Origin of the sequence: Pseudomonas siliginis (assembly GCF_024072275.1) — a bacterium.
Classification (GTDB): Bacteria; Pseudomonadota; Gammaproteobacteria; order Pseudomonadales; family Pseudomonadaceae; genus Aquipseudomonas; species Aquipseudomonas siliginis.
The window spans coordinates 4,694,943-4,717,424 of the sequence record NZ_CP099598.1; the positions used below are offsets into that span (position 1 = coordinate 4,694,943).

Consider the following 22,482-nt stretch of genomic DNA (forward strand, 5'->3'; position numbering starts at 1 on the left):
AGGGAGCAGATTCCTGCGGCATCATGGGCAAATTTTGCTTGGCAGCCCAAAGGAAGCCCCATGAATCTGCCTCCCCGTCAGCAGCAAATCCTCGAGCTGGTCCGCGAACGCGGCTATGTGAGCATCGAGGAAATGGCCACGCTGTTCGTTGTCACCCCGCAAACAATCCGCCGCGACATCAACCAGCTCGCGGAAGCCAATCTGCTGCGTCGCTACCACGGTGGCGCCGCTTACGATTCCAGTGTCGAAAACACCGCGTATGCCATGCGTGCCGATCAGATGCGTGATGAAAAGCAACGCATCGGTGAAGCCATCGCCGCGCAGATCCCCGATCACGCCTCGCTGTTCATCAATATCGGTACCACCACCGAATCGATCGCCCGCGCCCTGCTCAATCACAGCCACCTGAAAATCATCACCAACAACCTGCACGTCGCCTCGATGCTCAGCGCCAAGGATGATTTCGATGTGCTGCTGACCGGCGGCAACGTGCGCCGCGACGGCGGTGTGGTCGGTCAGGCGAGTGTGGACTTCATCAATCAGTTCAAGGTCGATTTCGCCTTGGTCGGGATCAGCGGGATCGATGAGGACGGCAGCCTGCTCGACTTCGATTATCAGGAGGTCCGGGTCAGCCAGGCGATCATCGCCAACGCGCGACAGGTGATTCTGGCAGCGGATTCGAGCAAGTTCGGGCGTAATGCGATGATTCGACTGGGGCCGATCAGCCTGATCGATTGCCTGGTCACCGATCAGCAGCCGGTACCGGCGCTGGCGCAGTTGCTGAGTCAGCACAAGATTCGTCTGGAAGTCGTCTGATTCCTCTCCCTCGCTGACCGAACCGACGCTTTCGCGAGCAGGCTCGCTCCCACTCTTGGAATGCATTGCAAAATGTGGGAGCGAGCCTGCTCGCGAAAACAATCGATCAAACAACACATCTTCTGCGCCCCTGCGCGCGTTCATGTTCGAAAATTTTCTTTTAATCGCCCTTCGATGAGTTTTTTCAATCGAACGCGACTGGCTGCGCGCGTGTTTATGGGCTACCATTTTCGCAAATGAACATTTATGTTCGATTTCCAATACAAAATCAAAAGAACCGAGGCCAGCCGATGTCCACCTCTACCTTGCGTACGCCCCCTCTCTCCGAGATCTATGACGTTGCCGTGATTGGCGGCGGGATCAACGGCGTCGGGATCGCAGCGGATGCCGCCGGTCGCGGTCTTTCGGTGTTCCTTTGCGAAAAAGACGACCTGGCCAGCCACACCTCGTCGGCCAGCAGCAAGCTGATCCACGGTGGCCTGCGCTATCTGGAACATTACGAATTCCGTCTGGTGCGTGAAGCGCTCGCCGAGCGTGAAGTGTTGCTGGCCAAGGCGCCGCATATCGTCAAACCGATGCGTTTCGTACTGCCACACCGCCCGCACCTGCGTCCGGCGTGGATGATTCGTGCCGGCCTGTTCCTCTACGATCACCTTGGCAAACGCGAAAAGCTGCCAGGTTCGAAAAGCCTGAAATTCGGCGCCGACAGCGCGCTGAAAAGCGAAATCAAGAAAGGCTTCGAATACTCCGATTGCTGGGTCGATGACGCCCGCCTCGTGGTCCTGAACGCCATGGCCGCCCGTGAAAAAGGCGCGCATGTGCATACCCAGACCCGCTGTGTCAGTGCCCGCCGCACCAAAGGTTTGTGGCATCTGCATCTGGAGCGCGCCGACGGCAGTTTGTTTTCGATCACCGCCAAAGCACTGGTCAACGCCGCCGGCCCATGGGTGGCCAAGTTCATCCGTGACGACCTGAAGATGGAATCGCCGTATGGCATCCGTCTGATCCAGGGCAGCCACATCATCGTGCCGAAACTGTACGAAGGCGAACATGCGCATATTCTGCAAAACGAAGATCAGCGCATCGTTTTCACTATTCCGTACCTGAACCACTTCACTCTGATCGGCACTACCGACCGCGAATACACCGGCGACCCGGCGAAAGTAGCGATCACCGAAGGCGAAACCGATTACGTGCTGAAAGTGGTCAACGCCCACTTCAAGAAGCAGCTCAGCCGCGAAGACATCCTGCACAGCTACTCGGGCGTTCGGCCGCTGTGCAACGACGAATCCGACAACCCGTCTGCGGTCACTCGCGATTACACCCTGGCGCTGTCGGGCAACGCCGAGGAAGCGCCGCTGCTGTCGGTGTTCGGCGGCAAGCTGACCACTTACCGCAAGCTCGCCGAGTCGGCGATGGCGCAGTTGATGCCGTTCTTCACCCAGATGCGCCCGAGCTGGACCGCGACCGCCACCCTGCCCGGCGGCGAAGACATGACCACGCCAGAGGCCCTGAGCGCGCGGATTCGCGACAAGTTCGATTTCGTCCCGACCGAAATCGCCCGGCGCTGGGCCGTCACCTACGGCAGCCGCACCTGGCGCATGCTTGAAGGCGTGGAAAGCCTGGCCGACATGGGTGAGCACATCGGCGGCGGGCTCTACACCCGCGAAGTCGATTACCTGTGCAGCGAAGAGTGGGCCACTACGGCGCACGACATCCTGTGGCGCCGCACCAAGCTAGGCTTGTTCACCACAGCGGAGGAACAGCAGACGCTGTCGACGTATCTGGGCAAGGTTGAGCAGAGCCGGAAGATCGAGGCGGCTTGATCTTCGCCCTATCGTTTGAACGAAAGCCCCTGAATCGCAAGATTCAGGGGCTTTTTGCTATGCCCGCAAGGCCCGGCTCCACTCCCTCACGACCCTAAATGTGCCAAAAGAAAGTCGATAAACACCCGCGACTTGGGCGGCAGGTGCGGCGTGTCCGCAAACACCAGGCTGATCGGCTGTGAGGGCAGCGAGTATTCCGGCAGCACACGTACCAGATGCCCACGGGCCCTATCGTCTTCAACCATCCACGCCGGCAGCACCGACACGCCCAGCGACGACAAGGTCATCGAACGAATCGCAGTCGATGAATTCGATTGGAAATGACGGCTACCATTGATTTCGACTGCTTCCCCCACACCATCGCGTAAAACCCACTGCGTCGGCGCCAACAGATTGCTGTTGGCAATCCACGGCACGGCATTGAGATCCTGCGGTGTTTTTACCGGGTAGCGGAGCAGAAACCCTTCAGTAGCCACCAGCACAATTTCATAGTCGGCCAGTTTCCGGCTCTTGAAAGCCGAGTCCGCCAGGTTGCCCAGGCGAACCACCAGATCGAGCCGGTCGGCAAGCAGATCATTGAGCGAGGAGTTGAAGTCGTAGCACAGGCGGATGTCGGGATAACGCTCGGCGAACAGCGGAATCAGCGGCAGGATGAATCGCTCGCCGTATTCACTGGTGGAACTGATCCGCAGCGTTCCCGAAACGCGGTTTGTGCGGTGCAGTACCCTGTCAAACGCTGTGTCGATATCGGCAACGATGGTTTTGAATTCGTTGTAAAAGCTTTGCCCGGCCTCGGTCAGGGTCACGGCACGACTGTTGCGCAGCAACAGGCTGGTCGACAACGCTGCCTCCAGGGCCTTGATGTGCAGGCTGACCATGGCCCGGCTGAGATTCAGATGGCTGGCAGCCTTGGTAAAAGAACCCAGTTCGGCAATCGCCAGAAACGTCTGCACCCGGTTCAAGTGCGTGTGCAGAGCGCCCTGAGTCACGGTTCAATCCCTTCAAACATTGTGTTCAGCTCCATTGCATCGACGATCGGAGTCTATCGCCCCTATGCTCGACGACAAAGGGGAAACACCATGAGTTACCGCTATAAAGTCGCGTCGATTTTCCTGCTCGGCTTCTTTATCGATTGCATCAACATCTTCATGTCGGCGGTGGCGCTGCCCAGTCTGTCAGCTACCTTGCAGGTCAGCAGCGCTTCGGTGGCGTGGGTCGCCAACGCGTACATTCTCGGACTGACGTTGATCATTGCGCTGAGCACCTGGCTGGCCGCGCGTTTTGGCAGTCGTGAAATCCTCACCGCTTCAATGCTGGTATTCAGTGGCTCGGTGTGGCTGTGCGGCCAGGCCGACAGCTTCCATGAACTGGTGATCTGGCGCTTCGTTCAGGGCATCGGCGGTGGCTTGTTGATCCCGGTCGGACAGGCGCTTACGTTCAATCTTTTTCATGGCGAGCAACGCGCGAAAATATCCACGCTGATCATGGCCGTTGCCCTGATTGCCCCGGCGATGTCACCGACCGTCGGCGGCCTCATTGTCGACATCAGCTCCTGGCGCTGGGTGTTCTACAGCACCCTCCCGTTTTCGCTGCTTGCCGCCGGGCTGTCGTGGTGGTGGATCAGGGAAGGCAAACCCGCCGAGCTTCAGCGTCCGGACATCAAAGGCCTGTTGCTGGTCAGCGCGGTGCTCGCCAGTTTGCTGATGGGTATGTCGCTGTACGGCGGCGATTACCCACCGCTCGCAGCGCTGGGTTTTGTCATCGCGGGCCTGACATTCATCGCGCTGTATCTGCTGCATTACCGCCGCTGCAGTAACGCGATCATCGACTTGAGCCTGCTCAGGAGCAGAAAACTCAGCACCTCGATCTTCATCTATTACGCAATTCCGGGGGTGTTCACCGGTGTCAACCTGATGAGCATTTTCTTTTTGCAGAACACCCTGCACTTCAGCGCCCGGCTGACCGGAATGTTCATGATCCTCTATGCCATCGGTGCGTTCATCGCAATGATCCTTTGCGGTCGCGTCTACAACCGGATCGGCGCCAGACGCCTGTTCACCCTCGGCATGCTGTTGCACAGCGCCGGCATCGCCACCCTGGTGCTGGTCAATGCGCCAACGGATCTTTGGCTCATCATGATCGCCTACAGCCTGATGGGCATTGGCGGTGGCATCGGTGCCAATACCGCGCAAACTACCTCACTGATGGACTTCACCGGCGGCGATACGCACAAGGCCAGTGTCATCTGGAACATCAATCGGCAGATGTCTTTCAGCCTCGGCGCCGCACTGTTTCTGATGATCTTCAACGTGCTGCTCCCGACGCTCGGCACCACGCCGGCCTATCACGCGACCTTCGCGATTGCCGCGCTGGTCGGGCTGCTGCCGTTGCTGCAGATGAATCAACTGCCCCCTGCGAAGGAACGCCCATGACATACGATCTGATCGAACAAGCCGAACACAGTATCCACCACGTCCACGAGCTGATCCTTCGGGTATTCACTGATGCCGACGGCGCCGGCGCCGCGAGCATCGAGCCGTTGATGCAGGCATTTGCTGAGGATTTCAGCATGGTTGGTATTTCGGGGGACGCATTGACCCGCGTCGAAGTAGAACAAATGTTCAAAGGAGTCGTAGGCGCCAAGGCGGGACTCGATATCGAGATCAGTGATTTGCACACGGTGTGGCAGGAGGACGACATGCTGGCTGTGAGCTACGTCGAAACCCAACGCTTGGACGGCGCTCAACACTCGCGGGTCGCAGTGGCGATCCTGAGCGGGCAGCCTGAAGGGGTGAAGTGGGTGTATTTGCATGAAACGCCACTGAGCCGGCAAGTCTGAGACCAGGCCACAAGATATTCGGTTTTCCGAACGCGACTCCACAGTCGATTCGGTTAACCGGATCATGCGTTCATAAAATTACCGCCATAAAACTTTAATAACGTTATAAAACAACCGCTTAACTGAGTTCGACTGCTCTGGCACGAGTCATGCTCTACACTCTCTCGACGAATGCCTGCTGTGCCAGCACTTCAGGAGCCGTCAGGCATTCGAAGCACAAAAAGGGCCGACAAACTGGCTCCATAAAAAAAACAATGTCGAGGAAAATTTGATGCGCATCGTTCCCCATATCCTGGGCGCAGCCATTGCTGCCGCTCTGATCAGCACGCCAGTTTTCGCCGCCGAACTCACCGGCACCCTGAAGAAGATCAAAGAGTCCGGTGTCATCACCCTGGGCCACCGTGACGCCTCCATTCCGTTCTCCTATATCGCTGATGCGTCCGGCAAGCCGGTCGGCTACTCGCACGATATCCAGCTGAAGATCGTCGAAGCGATCAAGAAAGACCTCGACCTGCCGAACCTGCAAGTCAAATACAACCTCGTCACCTCGCAGACCCGTATCCCGCTGGTGCAGAACGGCACCGTGGACGTCGAGTGCGGTTCGACCACCAACAACGTCGAGCGTCAGCAGCAGGTCGACTTCTCCGTCGGCATCTTTGAAATCGGTACCCGCCTGCTGTCCAAGAAAGACTCCAAGTACAAGGATTTCGACGATCTGAAAGGCAAGAACGTCGTAACCACCGCCGGCACTACCTCCGAGCGCATCCTCAAGGCGATGAACGCCGACAAGCAGATGGGCATGAACGTCATCTCCGCCAAAGACCACGGCGAGTCCTTCCAGATGCTGGAATCGGGCCGTGCCGTCGCCTTCATGATGGATGACGCACTGCTGGCCGGCGAAGCCGCCAAGGCCAAGAAAGCCGCCGATTGGGAAGTGACCGGCACGCCACAGTCGTACGAAATCTACGGCTGCATGATGCGCAAAGGCGACGAGCCGTTCAAAAAGGCTGTGGATGACGCGATCAAGGCCACTTACGCTTCGGGCGAAATCAACAAGATCTACGAGAAGTGGTTCATGCAGCCGATTCCGCCAAAAGGCCTGAACCTGAACTTCCCGATGAGCGACGAGCTCAAGACCCTGATCGCCAATCCGACCGACAAAGCGGCTGACGACAAGAAGTCCTGATTTTCTGACTAACCTTATCCCCTGAGGAGGCGCCTGCCTTTTCAGGGGATGGTCACTCCCTGCTGGCATTTTTCTGGAAACACTCGAACCGGTGGCTGTCGAGCCGATCGCGTGTGCCCGGTCTTTGAAAAAAGACTGGGGAGGGAACGGAGTTCCCCAGGCGGGCACTTGTACATCGATCGAATCGAGGGGAGACCCTAATGAATTACAACTGGGACTGGGGCGTGTTCTTCAAGTCCACCGGTGTGGGCAGCGAGACCTATCTCGACTGGTTCATCTCCGGTCTGGGCTGGACCATCGCCATCGCCGTCGTGGCGTGGATCATCGCCCTGCTGCTCGGCTCGCTGCTGGGCATCATGCGCACTGTGCCGAACCGCATCGTATCGGGCATCGCGACCTGCTACGTCGAGCTGTTCCGTAACGTGCCGCTGCTGGTGCAGCTGTTCATCTGGTACTTCCTGGTACCCGATCTGCTGCCGCCGGATCTGCAGGAGTGGTACAAGCAGGACCTCAATCCAACCACCTCGGCCTACCTGAGCGTTGTCGTCTGCCTCGGTCTGTTCACCGCCGCCCGTGTCTGCGAGCAAGTGCGCACCGGTATCCAGGCGCTGCCCCGTGGTCAGGAATCCGCCGCCCGCGCGATGGGTTTCAAGCTGCCGCAGATCTACTGGAACGTGCTGCTGCCCCAGGCCTACCGGATCATCATTCCACCGCTCACCTCGGAATTCCTCAACGTGTTCAAGAACTCCTCCGTGGCGTCCCTGATCGGTTTGATGGAATTGCTGGCGCAGACCAAACAGACCGCCGAGTTCTCGGCCAACCTGTTCGAAGCGTTCACCCTGGCGACCCTGATCTATTTCACCCTCAACATGAGCCTGATGCTGCTGATGCGCCTGGTCGAGAAGAAAGTCGCGGTGCCCGGCCTGATCTCCGTGGGGGGTAAATAATGGAATTCGATTTCAGTGGCATCGTCCCGGCCATTCCCGGTTTGTGGAACGGCATGGTGATGACCCTCAAGCTGATGGCCATGGGCGTGATCGGCGGGATGATTCTCGGCACGATCCTCGCGCTGTGCCGTCTGTCGCACAACAAGCTGCTGTCGAGCATCGCTGGCGCCTACGTCAACTATTTCCGCTCGATCCCGCTGCTGCTGGTGATCACCTGGTTCTACCTGGCGGTGCCGTTCGTGCTGCGCTGGATCACCGGCGAAGACACGCCGATCGGCGCGTTCACCTCGTGCGTCGTGGCGTTCATGATGTTCGAAGCGGCGTACTTCTGCGAAATCGTCCGGGCCGGTGTGCAGTCGATTTCCAAGGGCCAGATGGGTGCTGCTCAGGCACTGGGCATGAACTACGGGCAGATGATGCGCCTGATCATCCTGCCGCAGGCGTTCCGCAAGATGACCCCGCTGCTGCTGCAGCAGAGCATCATCCTGTTCCAGGACACCTCGCTGGTCTACACCGTGGGCCTGGTGGATTTCCTCAACGCCTCGCGTGCCAGCGGCGACATCATCGGCCGCTCCAATGAGTTCCTGATTTTCGCCGGTCTCGTGTACTTCATCATCAGCTTCGCCGCCTCGCGGTTGGTCAAGCGTCTGCAAAAAAGGTTCGCCGTATGATCTCTATCAAAAACATCAACAAGTGGTATGGGGACTTCCAGGTGCTGACTGATTGCAGCACCGAGGTCAAGAAAGGCGAAGTGATCGTGGTCTGCGGCCCGTCGGGTTCCGGCAAGTCGACGCTGATCAAATGCGTCAACGCCCTGGAGCCGTTCCAGAAAGGTGATGTCGTGGTTGACGGCACGTCGATCGCCGACCCGAAAACCAACCTGCCGAAACTGCGTTCGCGCGTGGGCATGGTGTTCCAGCATTTCGAGCTTTTCCCGCACCTGACCATCACCGAAAACCTGACCATCGCGCAGATCAAGGTGCTCGGCCGCAGCAAGGAAGAGGCAACCAAAAAAGGTCTGCAGTTGCTTGAGCGCGTCGGCCTGTCGGCGCACGCCCACAAGCATCCGGGGCAACTGTCCGGTGGTCAGCAACAGCGTGTGGCGATTGCCCGTGCGCTGGCGATGGACCCGATCGTCATGCTGTTCGACGAACCGACCTCGGCGCTCGATCCGGAAATGGTCAACGAAGTGCTCGACGTGATGGTGCAACTGGCTCACGAAGGCATGACCATGATGTGCGTGACCCACGAAATGGGCTTCGCCCGTAAAGTGGCCGACCGGGTGATCTTCATGGATCAAGGCAAGATCATCGAGGACTGCCCGAAAGAGGAATTCTTCGGCGACATCAGCGCCCGCTCCGAACGCGCGCAGCACTTCCTCGAGAAAATCCTGCAGCACTAAAAGCAACACACCCGCACCCTGTCTGTGGGGTGCGGGCAGCCTGACAATGAGATCCCTTGTGGCGAGGGGATTTATCCCCGTCCGGCTGCGCAGCAGTCGTAAACCCTGTGCATGCGGTCTTTCAGTTAAACCGCAGTGATGGTTTTGGGGCCGCTTCGCGGCCCAACGGGGATAAATCCCCTCGCCACAGGCACAAACAAGTGTTGTGGTTGACCCAAGGCATCTGTGATGAAATGCGACCCCACTCTTTATCGCGCTGCAGAGCCATCACTTGCCGTGAAGCCCCGTCTGATCCGTCATCTGTTCCTGCCGCCGCTGATCATCGCCCTGATGGTCGGACTGGGTTTTATCGGCTTCTGGACCAGTGAACACTTCGGCATCCGCAGCCTCGGCGAGAACGGTCAGCGTCAGTTGGAACTGCACGCCCGCGCGGTCGAAAGCGAGATCAGCAAATACACCTACCTGCCCAGCCTGCTGGAACTCGAAACCAGTGTGCCGCAGTTGCTGGCCGATCCGACCCCGGAGCACCGGCAGACGGTCAACGATTACCTCGAAGGCCTGAACCGCCGCAGCCGCAGCCGCGCCATCTACGTGATGGACACCACCGGCCGGGTCATGGCCACCAGCAACTGGCGCGATGTCGACAGTTATCTGGGTGAAGACTTGTCCTTCCGCGCCTATTTCAAAGACGCCGTGCGCGGCCAGCCCGGGCGCTTCTATGGCATTGGCAGCACCAACGGCGAACCCGGTTACTACCTCGCCCACGGCCTCGAAGAGCACGGCAAGATCATCGGTGTCGCGGTGGTCAAGGTGCGTCTGGAAGCCATGGAAGAGCGCTGGCAACGGGCGCGTCTGGAAGCGTTCGTCAGCGATGAGAACGGCATCATCATTCTGTCCAGCGATCCTGCCAGGCGGCTGAAATCGGTGATCCCGCTCAGCGATGAGGTCAAGGAAAAACTCGCTCGCAGCCTGCAGTATTACTGGTTCCCGCTCAACGAACTGCAACCACTGGCCCGCGAGACGCTGGCCGAAGGCGTGGAGAAACTGACTTTCCCGGCCAACAGCGAATTGCAGCCCGACGAAGACGACATCAGTTATCTGGCGCAAACCCGACTGCTGAGCGACACGCCGTGGAATTTCACCCTGCTCACGCCATTGCAGGACCTGCGCCGCGAAGCCATCAACCAAGGCATTCTGGTGGCGGTGGCGTTTGCCCTGTTCGCCTTCCTGCTGATTGCCTGGAACGAGCGGCGCAAAGTCCTCGCCACCCGCCTCGCCGCCCGCGAAGCGTTGCAGGAAGCCAACAGCCAACTCGAACGTCGGATTACCGAACGCACCGCCGATCTGCGCGCCAGCAACGAACGTCTGAAGAGTCAGATCCGCGAGCGCCGTCAGGCCGAGGAGACGTTGCGCCGCGCTCAGGATGAACTGGTGCAGGCGGGCAAACTCGCGGCCATCGGCCAGATGTCGACCAGCATCGCCCATGAATTGAACCAGCCCCTGGCGGCCATGCGCACGCTGTCGGGCAACACCGTGCGCTTTCTCGAGCGCGGCCAACTCGACGTCGCCAGCACCAACCTCAAGACCATCAACGACCTGATCGACCGCATGGGCCGGATCACCGCCAGCCTGCGTTCGTTCGCCCGGCGCGGCGACAACAAGGGTCAGGCCAGTCTCGGCAAAGCCGTCGACGCCGCGTTGCAAGTGCTCGGCGCGCGCGTGGAAAACACCGCGCTGCAGATTCACCGGCAGTTTGCCGATGTGCAGTTGCTGATCGATCAGACCCGCCTCGAACAGATCCTCGTCAACCTGATCGGCAACGCCCTCGACGCCATGCACGCGCAACCGCAGCCGCAGCTGTGGCTGGAGGGTGAAGAATTCAACGGCAAGTATCGCTTGCGGGTGCGTGACAACGGCCACGGCATCGACGCCGAAGCGCGCAAGCATCTTTTCGAACCGTTCTTCACCACCAAACCCGGCGAGCAAGGCCTGGGACTGGGCCTGACCCTGTCCGCCAGCCTCGCCGCCGCCACCGGCGGGCACCTGGGTGTCGAACACCCGGCCGGCGGTGGCACCACTTTCGTCCTCAGTTTACCGTTGGTAAGCCCTCTATCTGCCGAGCCAATATGAACCCTGAACTCAGTGTGCTGATTGTCGAAGACGACCCCCATGTGCTGCTCGGCTGCCAACAGGCGCTGACCCTCGAAGACATTCCGTGCATCGGCGTCGGCAGTGCCGAAGAGGCGCTGGCGCAGGTCGGCGACGACTTTGCCGGCATCGTCATCAGCGACATCCGCCTGCCGGGCATCGATGGCCTGGAATTGCTCACCCGCCTCAAGCAGCGTGATCGCAGCCTGCCGGTGGTGCTGATCACCGGCCACGGCGACATTTCCATGGCCGTCGGCGCGATGCAGAAAGGCGCCTACGATTTCATGGAAAAACCGTTCTCGCCGGAACGCCTGGTCGATGTCGCGCGGCGGGCGCTGGAGCAACGCAGCCTCGCCCGTGAAGTGTCATCGCTACGCCGGCAACTGGCTGAACGCGATTCGCTGGAAGGGCGGATTATCGGCCGCTCACCGGCGATGCAGAACCTGCGCGAGCTGATCGCCAACGTCGCCGACACCTCGGCCAACGTCTTGATCGAAGGCGAGACCGGCACCGGCAAGGAACTGGTCGCTCGTTGCCTGCACGATTTCAGTCGGCGCCACAGCAAACAGTTCGTCGCGCTGAACTGCGGCGGCCTGCCGGAAAACCTTTTTGAAAGCGAAATCTTCGGCCACGAAGCCAACGCCTTCACCGGCGCCGGCAAACGGCGCATCGGCAAGATCGAGCACGCCGACGGCGGCACGCTGTTCCTCGATGAAGTGGAAAGCATGCCGCTGCCGTTGCAGATCAAGTTGCTGCGCGTACTGCAGGAACGCACCCTTGAACGCCTCGGCTCAAACCAGAGCGTGGCGGTGGATTGCCGGGTGATCGCGGCGACCAAATCCGACCTCGATGAGTCGAGCAAGGCCGGGGAATTTCGCAGCGACTTGTACTACCGCCTCAACGTCGTGACCCTGGAATTGCCACCGCTGCGCGAACGCCGCGAAGACATCCTGCAACTGTTCGAGCATTTCACCCAGCAATCGGCGCTGCGCTTCGACCGCGCGCTGCCGGAGCTGGACAACCAGACCCTGTCGAACCTGATGAGCCACGACTGGCCGGGCAACGTGCGCGAACTGCGCAACGTCGCCGAACGCTTCGCCCTCGGCCTGCCGGCCTTCAAGAAATCCGGGGCCAGCGCCGGCCAGGGTCTGGCGTTTGCCGAAGCGGTGGAAGCGTTCGAGCGCAATCTGCTGGTCGACGCCTTGCAACGCAGCGGCGGCAACCTGACCCAGGCCAGCCAGGAATTGGGCATGGCCAAGACCACGCTGTTCGATAAAGTCAAAAAGTACGGGCTGAGCCACTGATGGATCTGATTCTCAAAGCCGCTATCGGCGCCGCAGTCGTGCTGATCCTCGCTGCGCTGTCGAAGACCAGAAACTACTACATCGCCGGTCTGGTGCCGCTGTTCCCGACCTTTGCCCTGATTGCGCACTACATCGTTGGCAAGGGCCGTTCGGTCGACGATCTGAAGACCACGATCGTCTTCGGCATGTGGTCGATCATTCCCTACTTCGTGTATCTGGCGACGCTGTATGTGATGGTCGACCGCATGCGCCTGGAAGCATCGCTGGCCGTGGCGGCGGTGGCGTGGCTGATGGCGGCGACGGTATTGGTGAGCGTGTGGGTCCGGCTGCATGCCTGAACCCACGTGCATCAGCCTCTAGCGACCGTAGACTCTGGCCAGTTGCGCGGACGACAGAGCATCCTCGAACGGCACTGGCACTGACTTCACCGCACCGTAGAGATTGCGGTAGCGCCAGTAGTCGCCGTTCTGCGCCAGTTGATAACCGCGCTCGACCACGCGCTGGCCGTCGAGCACGTAACGCAGGGTTTCCTGCGCGGCCGGCGGTGGCGTCGGTTGCATCAGATCGGCGCTCAACACGCGCATGGATTCGTCAATGCATTCATCCAGCACGGCGGTGACCTTGGCCAGGTCAAGGGCGCCGTCATCAATGCATTGCTTGCCGCAACGACGAATCGGCTGACTGGCCACTTCGATGCGCATGCGGTACAGCGGCGAGCCGGCGATATCCTGTAATTGCACCTGATTGACCAGCACGAAACTGCCGCGATCGGGCGTCAGCATCAGCTTCGGTTCGATCAGCAACCGTGCCGTCACCGCACCTGCCCCCTGCTTGAATCCGGAGACTTGCGACGCCGCCTGAAAACGCTGTTGCAAGCGCTCCTGCAACGGCACGCCGGCGAGCAGGTCGGCCAGCGGCCGCGATTCGTTCAGCGCGGCTTTTTCGGCATCGCGCTGTAACGCACCGGAACCCATTTGCGTGTTGATCAGGCTGGCCACCAGAATGCCCGCCAGCCCGGCGCCCGCACCGGAGCTCGACACCAGCGTGTAACTGGAATTCGCCGCGTTCACTGCCGCCTTGCTGTCGATCACCGTGCTGGCGCCGACAAACTCCGCCGGCAGTTGCACGTCGACCTTCAGTCCGTGTGCCTGCACATAGCTCATGGCCGCCTGATCCTTGAAACCGGCCTCAGGTGCCGGTTTCTGCGCACAGCCAGGCAACGCCAGCAGCGAGATCGCCGCGAGGGTCAGCGCCAGACGTTTCATTGCGCGAACGGGGCGATCATTTGCTGACGGCTGTTATCCATCGCCTGATAAAACGCGTTGGACAGGTTGGTGTAGGACGGCTCGTCCCACTCGCCTTGCGCGGCTTGCACAGCGGCGAATGGCTGGTACCACAAGAGTTTGTTGTCCGACAGATCGATCACCATGCCCTGGCCGCCGACCTGGGCCATCGGCACGCTGGTGGGCACGATGCTGTAGTAGCTGCGGGTGGCACCGGTGGCATAGATCGACACCAGCAACAGACGGTCGATGCCGTGGGCAGCTTTCATCGGCGACAGGTCCTTGGTCATGTAGCCCTCGCGGAAATCGACTTCCTTGAAGGTCTTCAGATCGACCTTTTCATCAATGCGCTTGGCCTTGTAGCCCTTGGCTTGCAGCTTGGCGACGATGGCGTCGGGCAGGGTTTCCAGGTCGCGCACCTGCCAGGTCTCGACATTGGCGCTGAGCTTGCTGTTGACGCCGGCATTGATGGCGTAATCGAGGATGCCCTGATTGCCGGTCAGCGCCAGCACCGGCGACGGTACGACGGTAATGGCCACACCGATGGTCGGCTCTTTGGCATCCCAGAACTGTTTGTCCAGGGCCACGGGCGGTTGCACATGGGCGCAGCCGGTGAGAGTCAGTACGGCGAGCAGAGCCAGCGCGGCCCATTGACGTGTAGCGCGAAAAATCATGGATCAAGTCCCTATGTCTGAAAACGTTCCTGCGCCTTATCGGCAACAACGCGGCAAACAATAGTGGCACATTGATATTTTTTTGGCGACAGGATGCTGGCGCACTCTTACAGCAGATTGTTCGGCGCCGGCGGATCGACCCGAGCCCAATGCGAAGTGTCCTCGCGATGCGCCTGCAAATACGGCAGCACCGCCGCCAGCAACGGCTCCTTGAACGCCTCCTGAAAGCGATGCGCCAGTCCCGGAATCAGTTTCAACTGACTGCCCTGAATGTGCGCCGCCAGATGCACGCCGTGCATCACCGGCAGCAGCGGATCTGCCGTGCCGTGCACCACCAGGGTCGGCACGCGCAGCTGATTGAGCAATGCCACCCGGCTCGGTTCGGCAAGGATTGCCATGATCTGGCGCTTGACGCCTTCGGGGTTGAACGCGCGGTCGTAGGATGCCGCCGCCTGTTGCAGCAAGGCCTGTCGATCATCCGTCACCGCTGGGCTACCGAGTGCCGCGAGCAGATCGGCCTGTTGCTCCAGCGCTACCTCGCGGTTCGGCGCACCTCGGCGCGAGAGCAACTGCACGAGCGCCGCACTCGGTGCCGGCAGGCCTTCAGCGCCGGAAGTGGTCATGATCAGGGTCAGGCTTTCCACCCGCTGCGGCGCCATTGCCGCCATGTGCTGGGCGATCATCCCGCCCATGCTCGCGCCGAGCACGTGGAATTGCTCAACCTTCAGCGCCGTCATCAAACCCAACGCATCGTCGGCCATGTCGGTCAGGCTGTACGGTGCCGACACCGGTAAACCGAGCTTGTAACGCAGCACTTCGAAGGTCAGATTGGCCTCGATCGGCGCCTGCCGCCAGGTCGACAATCCGACGTCGCGGTTGTCATAGCGGATCACCCGGAAACCCTGCTGGCACAAAGCGACAACCACTTCATCCGGCCAGTGGATCAACTGCCCACCCAGGCCCATGACCAGCAACAGCGCCGGGTCCGATGCGCGGCCGATACTTTGATAGGCAAGACTGACCTGCGCCAGCTCGGCGTGCTCGGTCGGCACGTTGACATCACAGCGTCCGGCTGCAAACGAGCCGGCCCCGAACAAAAGCGCGGCCAACGCGGCCGCGACTGAAAAAACTCTCTTGAACATGAAAAACACCAAAACGCAGCACCCCAGTAGAGCGCGAGTCTGATGAAGTTCGTTCAAGCGCGCTGCCACAGTTGCATGACAGTTTGATGAAGAGTGCCGAGCGGTCGTCTGTCGAATGCATCGCCGGATCCTGGCCGGCAGATCGACAAAGCGTGCTTCATGAGACAAACTCACCTTCCACGCATTCGTCACAAGTTTTCTTCATGGAGCCCGCCGGTGCTTGAAATCCGACATCTGAAAACCCTGCATGCCCTGCGCGAGGCCGACAGCCTGGTCGACGCCGCCGACCGTTTGCATCTGACACAGTCAGCACTGTCGCACCAATTCAAAGAGCTGGAAGAGCGCATGGGCATGCAGTTGTTCGTGCGCAAGACCAAACCGGTGCGCTTCACCAGCGCCGGTCTGCGCTTGCTGCAACTGGCCGACGCCACTCTGCCGCTGTTGCGTGCTGCGGAACGGGACATTGGTCGGCTGGCCGGTGGCACCGCCGGGCGTCTGCACATGGCGATCGAATGCCACAGCTGCTTTCAGTGGCTGATGCCGACCATCGACCAGTTCCGCGATGCCTGGCCGGAGGTCGAGCTGGACCTGGCTTCGGGTTTCGCTTTCGCCCCACTGCCGGCACTGGCGCGCGGCGATCTGGATCTGGTGGTGACCTCCGATCCGCTGGAAATTGCCGGCATCACTTACGTGCCGCTGTTCACTTACGAAGCCATGCTTGCCGTGGCCAATCAGCATGCACTGGCGAGCAAGCCGTACATCGTTCCCGAAGATTTGTTGACGGAAACGCTGATCACCTACCCGGTCGAGCGTGATCGCCTGGACATCTTCACCCGCTTCCTCGAACCGGCCGACATCGAACCTGCGCAGGTGCGCACTTCGGAACTGACGGTGATGATGATGCAACTGGTCGCCAGCGGCCGTGGCGTCTGCGGAATGCCGCACTGGGCGCTGCATGAATACAGCTCGCGCGGCTATGTGAAGGGCAAACGGTTGGGTGAAAAGGGCTTGTTCGCGACGCTGTACGCGGCGATTCGCACGGACATGCTCGACGCGCCGTACATGCGCGATTTCCTGCTGACTGCCAAGGACACCTCGTTCTCGACCCTCGATGGGGTCAGTGCCGTACGCTGATTCTCCAGAACAAGAGATCTCCCTGTGGGAGCGAGCCTGCTCGCGAAAGCGGTGGATGATTCAGCGATGATGTCGGCTGGACGGACGCCTTCGCGAGCAGGCTCGCTCCCACAAGGATTGTCGTGGTGGGTCAGAGCTGGCGCCACATGTGGATCTTGTCGAAGTAGTCTTCGCCCACCCGCACGGCGAGTGGCTCGAGGCCGAACTGAATGAAGCCGCAACGCTGATACAACTGAAAAGCCGCGTCATTGCCGGCGGTGACAGTGAGCTGCAGCAGCTTCAGCGCCGGATGCTTTTGCGCTTCGACCAGTGCCGCCTGCACCAGATCAAAGCCCAGCCCCTTGCGACGAAAATCCGCCGAGACATACATGCCGAACAGCGTGGCCTTGTGTCGTGCCTTCTCGCGCGGTTCAAAGGCCAGGCCGACAATCCCGGCCAACGTCCCGGCATCGAATGCCCCCAGCACCACATCGAGCTTGCTGGTCAGGCGCCCTTCCCACCAACTCAATGGCATCACCGCGCGCTCGCGTACGCTGGAGGTGAACGCCTGCGGATGACGGTCGTAGGCTTGCAGCATCAGTTCGCGGTAAGCCAGGGCGTGGCTGGCGTCCAGCCGTTCGATCCACATGTCAGGCAGTCCGCCGTTGTTCGAGCATCAGCCGTACGGCAAGGCCACCGAGGACCATGCCCATGAAATAGCGCTGCATCGCCAACCACGTCGGGTTGCGCACGAACCACGAAGCGATGCCTGCGGCGAACAGCGCGATCAACAGATTGACGCTGAAGCTGACGCCGATCTGCGTGAGGCCGAGGACGATGCTTTGGGTGAACACCGAGCCGTGCTCAGGGCTGATGAATTGCGGAAACACCGACAGATAGAACACGGCGATTTTCGGGTTCAGTGCGCTGGTGAGAAAGCCCATGGTGATCAGCTTGCGCGACGAGTCCGGCGGCAATTGCTGCGCTTCGAACGGCGAACGCGCGCCGGGTTTCAGCGCTTGCCAGGCCAGCCACAGCAGGTACAGCGCACCGGCCCATTTCAACACTTCATAAGCCATCGGCACGGCAAGAAACACTGCCGTCAAACCGACCGCCGCAGCGAACATATGCACGAAGAACCCGCCGACCACGCCGAGTAGCGAAGTCACCCCCGCGCGGCGCCCCTGACAGATCGAACGCGAGATCAGATAGATCATGTTCGGCCCCGGCGTCAGCACCATCAGCAGCGCGGCGGCGGCGAAGATCAGCAGGTCTTGCAACGGGATCATGGCAACGTCCTTTGCGGGAATGATCAGGCGAGTGCAGTCAGTGAACGGCGATAAAACGGCAGGATGTGCTCGCGTGTCAATGGCGCCAGCTCGAGCGCCGGATCAGTGGCCGGATCGACCCAGATCACCTCTTCGATTTCCGCCGCCGGGCAAACGTCGCTATCGATGGTCAGTTGAAAGATTTCCGCATGGACAATGAAGCCCGGCTCGTTGGCGGCGGGGGCGGAAAAACTGTTGAGGAAAATCGCCTGCGCCGGGTCGATCTGCAACCCGAGTTCTTCTTCCAGCTCACGGGCCAATGCGTGTACTGGCAACTCGTGGGCTTCGATCTTGCCACCCGGTTGCATGAAGGCCGTGGTGCCGCGCTTGCGCACCAGCAGGGTCTGGCCTTGGGCGTTGAGCAACAGCGCGGCGGCGATATGGATGATGCAGGGCGAAACGGCGGATGTCGGCGTCATGAGTCGAAAAATGCCTTGTGCGAAAAGATCGCAGGATCCCACGCCCGACGCGCCTGCGTCATCAGAAGATCCCTACAAGAAGCATCCGTGATCAGCCTGACTCTGACGACAAGTCCGCCAAAAGGCTCGGAAATTTCCCACTCGCGAATTTGGTAGCGTTATCCATCGCTGCCCGGCAGCCATTCGCTACATCGCCTAAGAGGGAAAACGCTGCATGTCTGACATTTCGACGCTCAAGGAAAAGAACAATCTCAAGACGCTCCATTTCATTCTCCTGACCGTAGTCACCATGGGTCTCTACTCGGTTGTATGGCTGCACAAAACAACAACCGTGGTTGAGGAGGTCACTCAAATCAAGACACTGAGCCAGACCGGTCTGGTCGTTTATCTGGCGCTCTGTGGTATCGGAGGGATCTTTTTCACCGTATCTGATCCGCGGTTCATAGCCACGGGGTATGCGATGACGGTCATTGCCCAGCTCATCGCCATTGCTTGGTGCTTTCGAGTTCGCAGAGCCTTGCGCGCCTACACGCTGACCAAACACAACTTCGAACCGCGAATGAACCGCTTGTATTCAGTCCTGTTCACCTTCTATCACATCAATTACTGCATCAACGATATGGCCAGGGCCAAGCACAAACATGACCAGAAACGGCAAACGCCTCAGGAATCGGTCGCGGCATAAACAAAAAGGTAATCGTCGATTTCGCGTGCAAGTTCGCTTCTACCTTTCACTGCAATTCCTTGTGCGAGCTTGCTCGCGAAGGCGTTCGTCAATGCCACAAGTTTGCCCACCAGTATTGCTGCATGGCTGCTTCTCGCGTTCAACAGCCAAGTCAACTGGCATCGTAAGCGAGACGGCTCCGATGTAAGCGAGGAGAGGGACGTCTGCCTGTTCACGGTTCCGTCGTTGGCGCAATATGCCTGCCAGCCACAAACAATCCGAACCAAGGAAACCGTATGAGCCTGTCGCTGCTGAGCCGCTACGCCTTCTTTGCCGTCTGTGTGATGTTCACCCTCGCCAGCCTGCCCTTTCTCGAACATGACTGGCTGTGGCCGATCACCGCCGCCACCGCTGTGCTGAGCCTGCTCGGCGTGTTCGACCTGTTGCAGACGCGCCATGCAGTGCGCCGCAATTATCCGATTCTGGGCAACATCCGTTATCTGGTCGAAGGCATCCGCCCGGAGATTCGCCAGTATCTGCTCGAGTCCGACAGCGATGCCCTGCCCTTCTCCCGCGCGCAGCGTTCGCTGGTGTACTCGCGAGCGAAAAACGAAACTGCCGACAAACCGTTCGGCACGCTGATCGACGTTTACCAGTCCGGCTTCGAATTCATCGGCCACTCGATGCGCCCCGCGCCGTTGAGTGACCCGAACGGTTTCCGCGTCATTGTCGGGGGTCCGCAGTGCACGCAGCCCTACTCGGCGTCGATCTTCAATATTTCGGCGATGAGCTTCGGCTCGCTCAGTGCCAACGCCATCCGCGCCTTGAACCAGGGCGCCAAACTCGGCAACTTCGCCCACGACACAGGCGAAGGCAGCATCAGCCCGTATCACCGCGAACACGGCGGCGATCTGACCTGGGAGCTGGGCAGCGGCTACTTCGGCTGCCGCACCAGCGACGGCCGTTTCGACCCTGAGCGCTTCGCCGTGCAGGCGCAGAATCCGCAAGTGCGCATGATCGAAATCAAGATGAGCCAGGGCGCCAAACCCGGCCATGGCGGGATCTTGCCCAAGCACAAGGTCACCAGGGAGATTGCGGAAACACGCGGCATCCTGATGGGCGAGGACTGCGTCTCGCCGTCGCGCCACAGTGCGTTTTCAACGCCGATCGAGATGATGCAGTTCATCCAGCAACTGCGCGAATTGTCCGGTGGCAAACCGGTGGGCTTCAAATTCTGCCTCGGCCATCCGTGGGAGTTCATGGGCATTGCCAAGGCCATGCTGGAAACCGGCATCCTTCCCGATTTCATCGTCGTCGATGGCAAGGAAGGCGGCACTGGCGCCGCCCCTGTCGAGTTCACCGACCACATCGGCGTGCCGATGCGCGAAGGTCTGCTGTTCGTGCACAACACGCTGGTCGGCCTGAACCTGCGCGACAAGATCAAACTCGGCGCCAGCGGCAAGATCGTCAGCGCCTTCGACATCGCCAGCGTGCTGGCCATCGGCGCTGACTGGGCCAACTCCGCGCGCGGCTTCATGTTCGCCATCGGCTGCATCCAGTCGCAGTCGTGCCACACCAACAAATGCCCGACCGGCGTTGCCACCCAGGACGCCTTGCGCCAACGCGCTCTGGTGGTACCGGACAAAGCCCAGCGCGTCTACAACTTCCATCGCAGCACGCTCAAAGCACTGGCGGAAATGCTCGCGGCGGCCGGGCTTGAGCATCCGTCGCAACTGTCGGCCAAGCATCTGGTACGACGCATGTCGGCGACCGAGATCAAACTGTTCTCGCAGTTGCATGTATTTCTGAAACCGGGGGAATTGCTTACCGGCGAAGTGAATGGCGAGTTCTATTCGCGGATGTGGCAGATGGCGCGGGCGGACAGTTTTGAGCCGAGCGAGGTCGTCGCTGCGTAACTGCTCAAAGGTGTGCATTTCCATTCGGAATGCCCACCGCTACCGATCATGGTTCAAATGTACGGATCTTGAATAATCGCACATGACCTATTTCTTCCTTATCGATAATTTTTGCTTCATACCTTTCTAGATTTTTGATTCCCTGAGCAAAACCAGGACCATAGTTCGTCTCCAGAACATAAAATTCTTTCGGGTGACTGGGCAACGACAAATCAGTTTTCAGCTTCTCTAAATTACTAACAAGCAGCGGAGATCCCAGCAACTTGAAATAGACACCAAACTGAATCGCATCAAGCGAATAGATTGGCAACACGCTTGACTTATTCATTACAGAGATGACGATATCTCTCATGTGCGTCTCGCGTGAGTACGGATTTTCAGGATCCCTCAGATAACTGATATCCCTGAATAAAGGCGTAGCAGAAAATGTCATCAATACCACCAGCATTAACACTTTTACTGGCACATCTCTTATATTGCCAACTGCGTACGCAGCCACCAGCAATACGGCGGGCAGAAGAAAAATAAAATTGCGTTGAGTTGTCACCGGGCGTAAGTAAACAGAACAGACATAGGGCACCACAATTCCTACTACCCCCCAGAACACAATCAGCCTGCAAGCAATTGCGCTTTCAGGATTTTGAGCCATCGACGCCAGCCCTGAAATTAAAATTACAGCGAGCAAAGCGGCCAGAAACGTATCTCCGAAATACAACAGGAAAACCTTGAAGAAAAAAACAGTTTCGGGTGGTTGAATCCAGAAATCCCGTGAAAAGCTACTCTCAGCGTACGATAAACCAGGAATTACGGTTAATGCGGCAAAAAATCCGGCGCAAATGAACCTGTATATAACTTGGCTGTGGACCTCGCTGCGCAAGATCATGTGAAGCAACACAAGCACTTGAGCAAAGACCGGCAGATAACCGAAGTAATGAGTATTTATCAGCGCGGCGGAAGTCAGCCAATAGCAAAAAAAATCCTGCCCTCTGCCTCGACTTAAGCAGCGCAAGAAGATCACAAAAGACAAAACGGTAAGCAACGACAGAAGCGCATAAGAGCGAGTCTCTTGCGAATACTGAACCAAGAAACTATTGACCGCTGCCAACCACGCAACGATGAGCCCTACTTGTTCATCAAACAATTTGCGCCCGAGGAGGAATACAGAGGGAATCAACAGCACGCCGATTACCGCAGAGAGATACCGCCCTGTGTGTTCGCCAAACCCGACAGCCTGATAATAAGTCCACAGTAAAATCTGATAAAAGGGAGGATGAACGTCACTCAATGTAGTTCGATACACGTCAAAGAATCCATTTTGCGGATCGCTTACCGATACACTGAAGGCCTCATCCAGCCACAGGCCAGTAGCATCGATGTTGCGCAACCTTACATACAGGCCAAATCCAATTGCGCCAATCAGACACAGGTACATTGCCAATTTGTACTTTCGCGACGCAGTGTCCATTGTCATCTCC

The 22,482-nt window shown here is 59.2% G+C and carries 22 protein-coding genes; 14 read left to right on the plus strand and 8 right to left on the minus strand.

Features of this window, described 5'->3' with window-relative positions; genetic code table 11:
- Positions 1-60 precede the first annotated feature (60 nt).
- Positions 61-816 (plus strand): DeoR/GlpR family transcriptional regulator, encoded by a 756-nt coding sequence (locus tag NF676_RS21525; protein WP_007953179.1) that lies wholly within the window; start codon positions 61-63, stop codon positions 814-816.
- A gap of 290 nt (positions 817-1,106) precedes the next feature.
- Complete coding sequence (gene glpD / locus NF676_RS21530) at positions 1,107-2,642, plus strand: glycerol-3-phosphate dehydrogenase (protein WP_252886742.1); 1,536 nt, start codon at positions 1,107-1,109, stop codon at positions 2,640-2,642.
- A gap of 86 nt (positions 2,643-2,728) precedes the next feature.
- Here the strand turns inward: glpD and NF676_RS21535 are convergent, their stop codons facing one another.
- Complete coding sequence (locus NF676_RS21535) at positions 2,729-3,616, minus strand: LysR family transcriptional regulator (RefSeq protein ID WP_252869568.1); 888 nt, start codon at positions 3,614-3,616, stop codon at positions 2,729-2,731.
- A gap of 105 nt (positions 3,617-3,721) precedes the next feature.
- On the opposite strand from NF676_RS21535, the gene NF676_RS21540 reads away from it, so the two are divergent.
- The 9 genes from NF676_RS21540 (at position 3,722) to NF676_RS21580 (ending at position 12,806) form a co-directional block, all read left to right on the plus strand.
- On the plus strand, positions 3,722-5,074 hold the full coding sequence (locus tag NF676_RS21540) for an MFS transporter (RefSeq protein WP_041479877.1): 1,353 nt from the start codon (positions 3,722-3,724) through the stop codon (positions 5,072-5,074).
- Positions 5,071-5,481: a DUF4440 domain-containing protein gene (locus NF676_RS21545; protein ID WP_252886743.1), complete on the plus strand. Its 411-nt coding sequence runs from the start codon at positions 5,071-5,073 to the stop codon at positions 5,479-5,481. The genes NF676_RS21540 and NF676_RS21545 overlap by 4 nt, the downstream gene beginning before the upstream one ends.
- Positions 5,482-5,752: 271 nt before the next feature.
- Positions 5,753-6,667, plus strand: coding sequence for a glutamate/aspartate ABC transporter substrate-binding protein (locus NF676_RS21550; protein ID WP_095181779.1), 915 nt, complete (start codon positions 5,753-5,755; stop codon positions 6,665-6,667).
- A 200-nt stretch (positions 6,668-6,867) separates the two neighbouring features.
- Positions 6,868-7,614, plus strand: a complete 747-nt coding sequence (locus NF676_RS21555; protein ID WP_056790046.1) for an amino acid ABC transporter permease — start codon at positions 6,868-6,870, stop codon at positions 7,612-7,614.
- Positions 7,614-8,285: an amino acid ABC transporter permease gene (locus NF676_RS21560; RefSeq protein ID WP_016773391.1), complete on the plus strand. Its 672-nt coding sequence runs from the start codon at positions 7,614-7,616 to the stop codon at positions 8,283-8,285. The genes NF676_RS21555 and NF676_RS21560 overlap by 1 nt, the downstream gene beginning before the upstream one ends.
- Positions 8,282-9,016 carry an amino acid ABC transporter ATP-binding protein gene (locus tag NF676_RS21565; RefSeq protein ID WP_016773390.1) on the plus strand — a complete coding sequence of 245 codons (735 nt, stop codon included), beginning with the start codon at positions 8,282-8,284 and terminating at the stop codon, positions 9,014-9,016. Before NF676_RS21560 ends, NF676_RS21565 begins: the two co-directional genes overlap by 4 nt.
- 228 nt (positions 9,017-9,244) lie before the next feature.
- A complete protein-coding gene (aauS, locus tag NF676_RS21570; protein WP_056790048.1) occupies positions 9,245-11,146 on the plus strand; it encodes a two-component sensor histidine kinase AauS in 1,902 nt (633 codons plus the stop codon).
- Positions 11,147-11,190: 44 nt separating this feature from the next.
- Positions 11,191-12,468, plus strand: a complete 1,278-nt coding sequence (gene aauR / locus NF676_RS21575) for a two-component response regulator AauR (protein WP_236168384.1) — start codon at positions 11,191-11,193, stop codon at positions 12,466-12,468.
- A gap of 8 nt (positions 12,469-12,476) precedes the next feature.
- Positions 12,477-12,806: a GlpM family protein gene (locus NF676_RS21580; protein ID WP_177342732.1), complete on the plus strand. Its 330-nt coding sequence runs from the start codon at positions 12,477-12,479 to the stop codon at positions 12,804-12,806.
- A gap of 18 nt (positions 12,807-12,824) precedes the next feature.
- Here the strand turns inward: NF676_RS21580 and NF676_RS21585 are convergent, their stop codons facing one another.
- From NF676_RS21585 to NF676_RS21595, 3 genes are all read right to left on the minus strand, one after another.
- Complete coding sequence (locus NF676_RS21585) at positions 12,825-13,733, minus strand: hypothetical protein (RefSeq protein ID WP_252886744.1); 909 nt, start codon at positions 13,731-13,733, stop codon at positions 12,825-12,827.
- On the minus strand, positions 13,730-14,425 hold the full coding sequence (locus NF676_RS21590) for a hypothetical protein (RefSeq protein ID WP_024014168.1): 696 nt from the start codon (positions 14,423-14,425) through the stop codon (positions 13,730-13,732). Before NF676_RS21590 ends, NF676_RS21585 begins: the two co-directional genes overlap by 4 nt.
- 107 nt (positions 14,426-14,532) lie before the next feature.
- The gene (locus NF676_RS21595) at positions 14,533-15,567 is read right to left on the minus strand and encodes an alpha/beta fold hydrolase (RefSeq protein WP_056790057.1); all 1,035 of its coding nucleotides are present in this window, start codon (positions 15,565-15,567) and stop codon (positions 14,533-14,535) included.
- A 216-nt stretch (positions 15,568-15,783) separates the two neighbouring features.
- On the opposite strand from NF676_RS21595, the gene metR reads away from it, so the two are divergent.
- Positions 15,784-16,701, plus strand: a complete 918-nt coding sequence (gene metR, locus NF676_RS21600; protein WP_016773382.1) for a transcriptional regulator MetR — start codon at positions 15,784-15,786, stop codon at positions 16,699-16,701.
- Positions 16,702-16,831: 130 nt separating this feature from the next.
- Here the strand turns inward: metR and NF676_RS21605 are convergent, their stop codons facing one another.
- Genes NF676_RS21605 through NF676_RS21615 form a run of 3 tightly spaced genes read right to left on the minus strand, consistent with a single transcriptional unit; the run spans position 16,832 to position 18,427 of the window.
- Positions 16,832-17,329: a GNAT family N-acetyltransferase gene (locus NF676_RS21605; protein WP_150638626.1), complete on the minus strand. Its 498-nt coding sequence runs from the start codon at positions 17,327-17,329 to the stop codon at positions 16,832-16,834.
- 1 nt (position 17,330) lies between these two features.
- Positions 17,331-17,969 carry a LysE family translocator gene (locus tag NF676_RS21610; protein WP_236168273.1) on the minus strand — a complete coding sequence of 213 codons (639 nt, stop codon included), beginning with the start codon at positions 17,967-17,969 and terminating at the stop codon, positions 17,331-17,333.
- A 23-nt stretch (positions 17,970-17,992) separates the two neighbouring features.
- Positions 17,993-18,427: an NUDIX hydrolase gene (locus tag NF676_RS21615; RefSeq protein ID WP_041479886.1), complete on the minus strand. Its 435-nt coding sequence runs from the start codon at positions 18,425-18,427 to the stop codon at positions 17,993-17,995.
- Between the two features lie 214 nt (positions 18,428-18,641).
- On the opposite strand from NF676_RS21615, the gene NF676_RS21620 reads away from it, so the two are divergent.
- Together NF676_RS21620 and NF676_RS21625 are read left to right on the plus strand one after the other, a co-directional pair.
- On the plus strand, positions 18,642-19,112 hold the full coding sequence (locus NF676_RS21620; protein ID WP_056790069.1) for a DUF4234 domain-containing protein: 471 nt from the start codon (positions 18,642-18,644) through the stop codon (positions 19,110-19,112).
- Between the two features lie 275 nt (positions 19,113-19,387).
- Positions 19,388-21,007: an FMN-binding glutamate synthase family protein gene (locus NF676_RS21625; protein ID WP_252886745.1), complete on the plus strand. Its 1,620-nt coding sequence runs from the start codon at positions 19,388-19,390 to the stop codon at positions 21,005-21,007.
- Positions 21,008-21,053: 46 nt separating this feature from the next.
- On the opposite strand, the gene NF676_RS21630 is transcribed toward NF676_RS21625, so the two are convergent.
- On the minus strand, positions 21,054-22,472 hold the full coding sequence (locus NF676_RS21630; protein WP_191637011.1) for a glycosyltransferase family 39 protein: 1,419 nt from the start codon (positions 22,470-22,472) through the stop codon (positions 21,054-21,056).
- Positions 22,473-22,482 lie beyond the last annotated feature (10 nt).

Coding starts and splice junctions, on each gene's coding strand:
- NF676_RS21565 (WP_016773390.1), top strand. CDS start 8,282: ATGATCTCTATCAAAAACATCAACAAGTGGTATGGGGACTTCCAGGTG.
- NF676_RS21525 (WP_007953179.1), top strand. CDS start 61: ATGAATCTGCCTCCCCGTCAGCAGCAAATCCTCGAGCTGGTCCGCGAA.
- NF676_RS21590 (WP_024014168.1), bottom strand. CDS start 14,425: ATGATTTTTCGCGCTACACGTCAATGGGCCGCGCTGGCTCTGCTCGCC.
- NF676_RS21560 (WP_016773391.1), top strand. CDS start 7,614: ATGGAATTCGATTTCAGTGGCATCGTCCCGGCCATTCCCGGTTTGTGG.
- NF676_RS21550 (WP_095181779.1), top strand. CDS start 5,753: ATGCGCATCGTTCCCCATATCCTGGGCGCAGCCATTGCTGCCGCTCTG.
- NF676_RS21595 (WP_056790057.1), bottom strand. CDS start 15,567: ATGTTCAAGAGAGTTTTTTCAGTCGCGGCCGCGTTGGCCGCGCTTTTG.
- NF676_RS21610 (WP_236168273.1), bottom strand. CDS start 17,969: ATGATCCCGTTGCAAGACCTGCTGATCTTCGCCGCCGCCGCGCTGCTG.
- NF676_RS21625 (WP_252886745.1), top strand. CDS start 19,388: ATGAGCCTGTCGCTGCTGAGCCGCTACGCCTTCTTTGCCGTCTGTGTG.
- NF676_RS21620 (WP_056790069.1), top strand. CDS start 18,642: ATGTCTGACATTTCGACGCTCAAGGAAAAGAACAATCTCAAGACGCTC.
- NF676_RS21585 (WP_252886744.1), bottom strand. CDS start 13,733: ATGAAACGTCTGGCGCTGACCCTCGCGGCGATCTCGCTGCTGGCGTTG.
- NF676_RS21605 (WP_150638626.1), bottom strand. CDS start 17,329: ATGTGGATCGAACGGCTGGACGCCAGCCACGCCCTGGCTTACCGCGAA.
- glpD (WP_252886742.1), top strand. CDS start 1,107: ATGTCCACCTCTACCTTGCGTACGCCCCCTCTCTCCGAGATCTATGAC.
- aauS (WP_056790048.1), top strand. CDS start 9,245: ATGAAATGCGACCCCACTCTTTATCGCGCTGCAGAGCCATCACTTGCC.
- NF676_RS21615 (WP_041479886.1), bottom strand. CDS start 18,427: ATGACGCCGACATCCGCCGTTTCGCCCTGCATCATCCATATCGCCGCC.
- NF676_RS21545 (WP_252886743.1), top strand. CDS start 5,071: ATGACATACGATCTGATCGAACAAGCCGAACACAGTATCCACCACGTC.
- NF676_RS21540 (WP_041479877.1), top strand. CDS start 3,722: ATGAGTTACCGCTATAAAGTCGCGTCGATTTTCCTGCTCGGCTTCTTT.
- NF676_RS21630 (WP_191637011.1), bottom strand. CDS start 22,472: ATGGACACTGCGTCGCGAAAGTACAAATTGGCAATGTACCTGTGTCTG.
- NF676_RS21555 (WP_056790046.1), top strand. CDS start 6,868: ATGAATTACAACTGGGACTGGGGCGTGTTCTTCAAGTCCACCGGTGTG.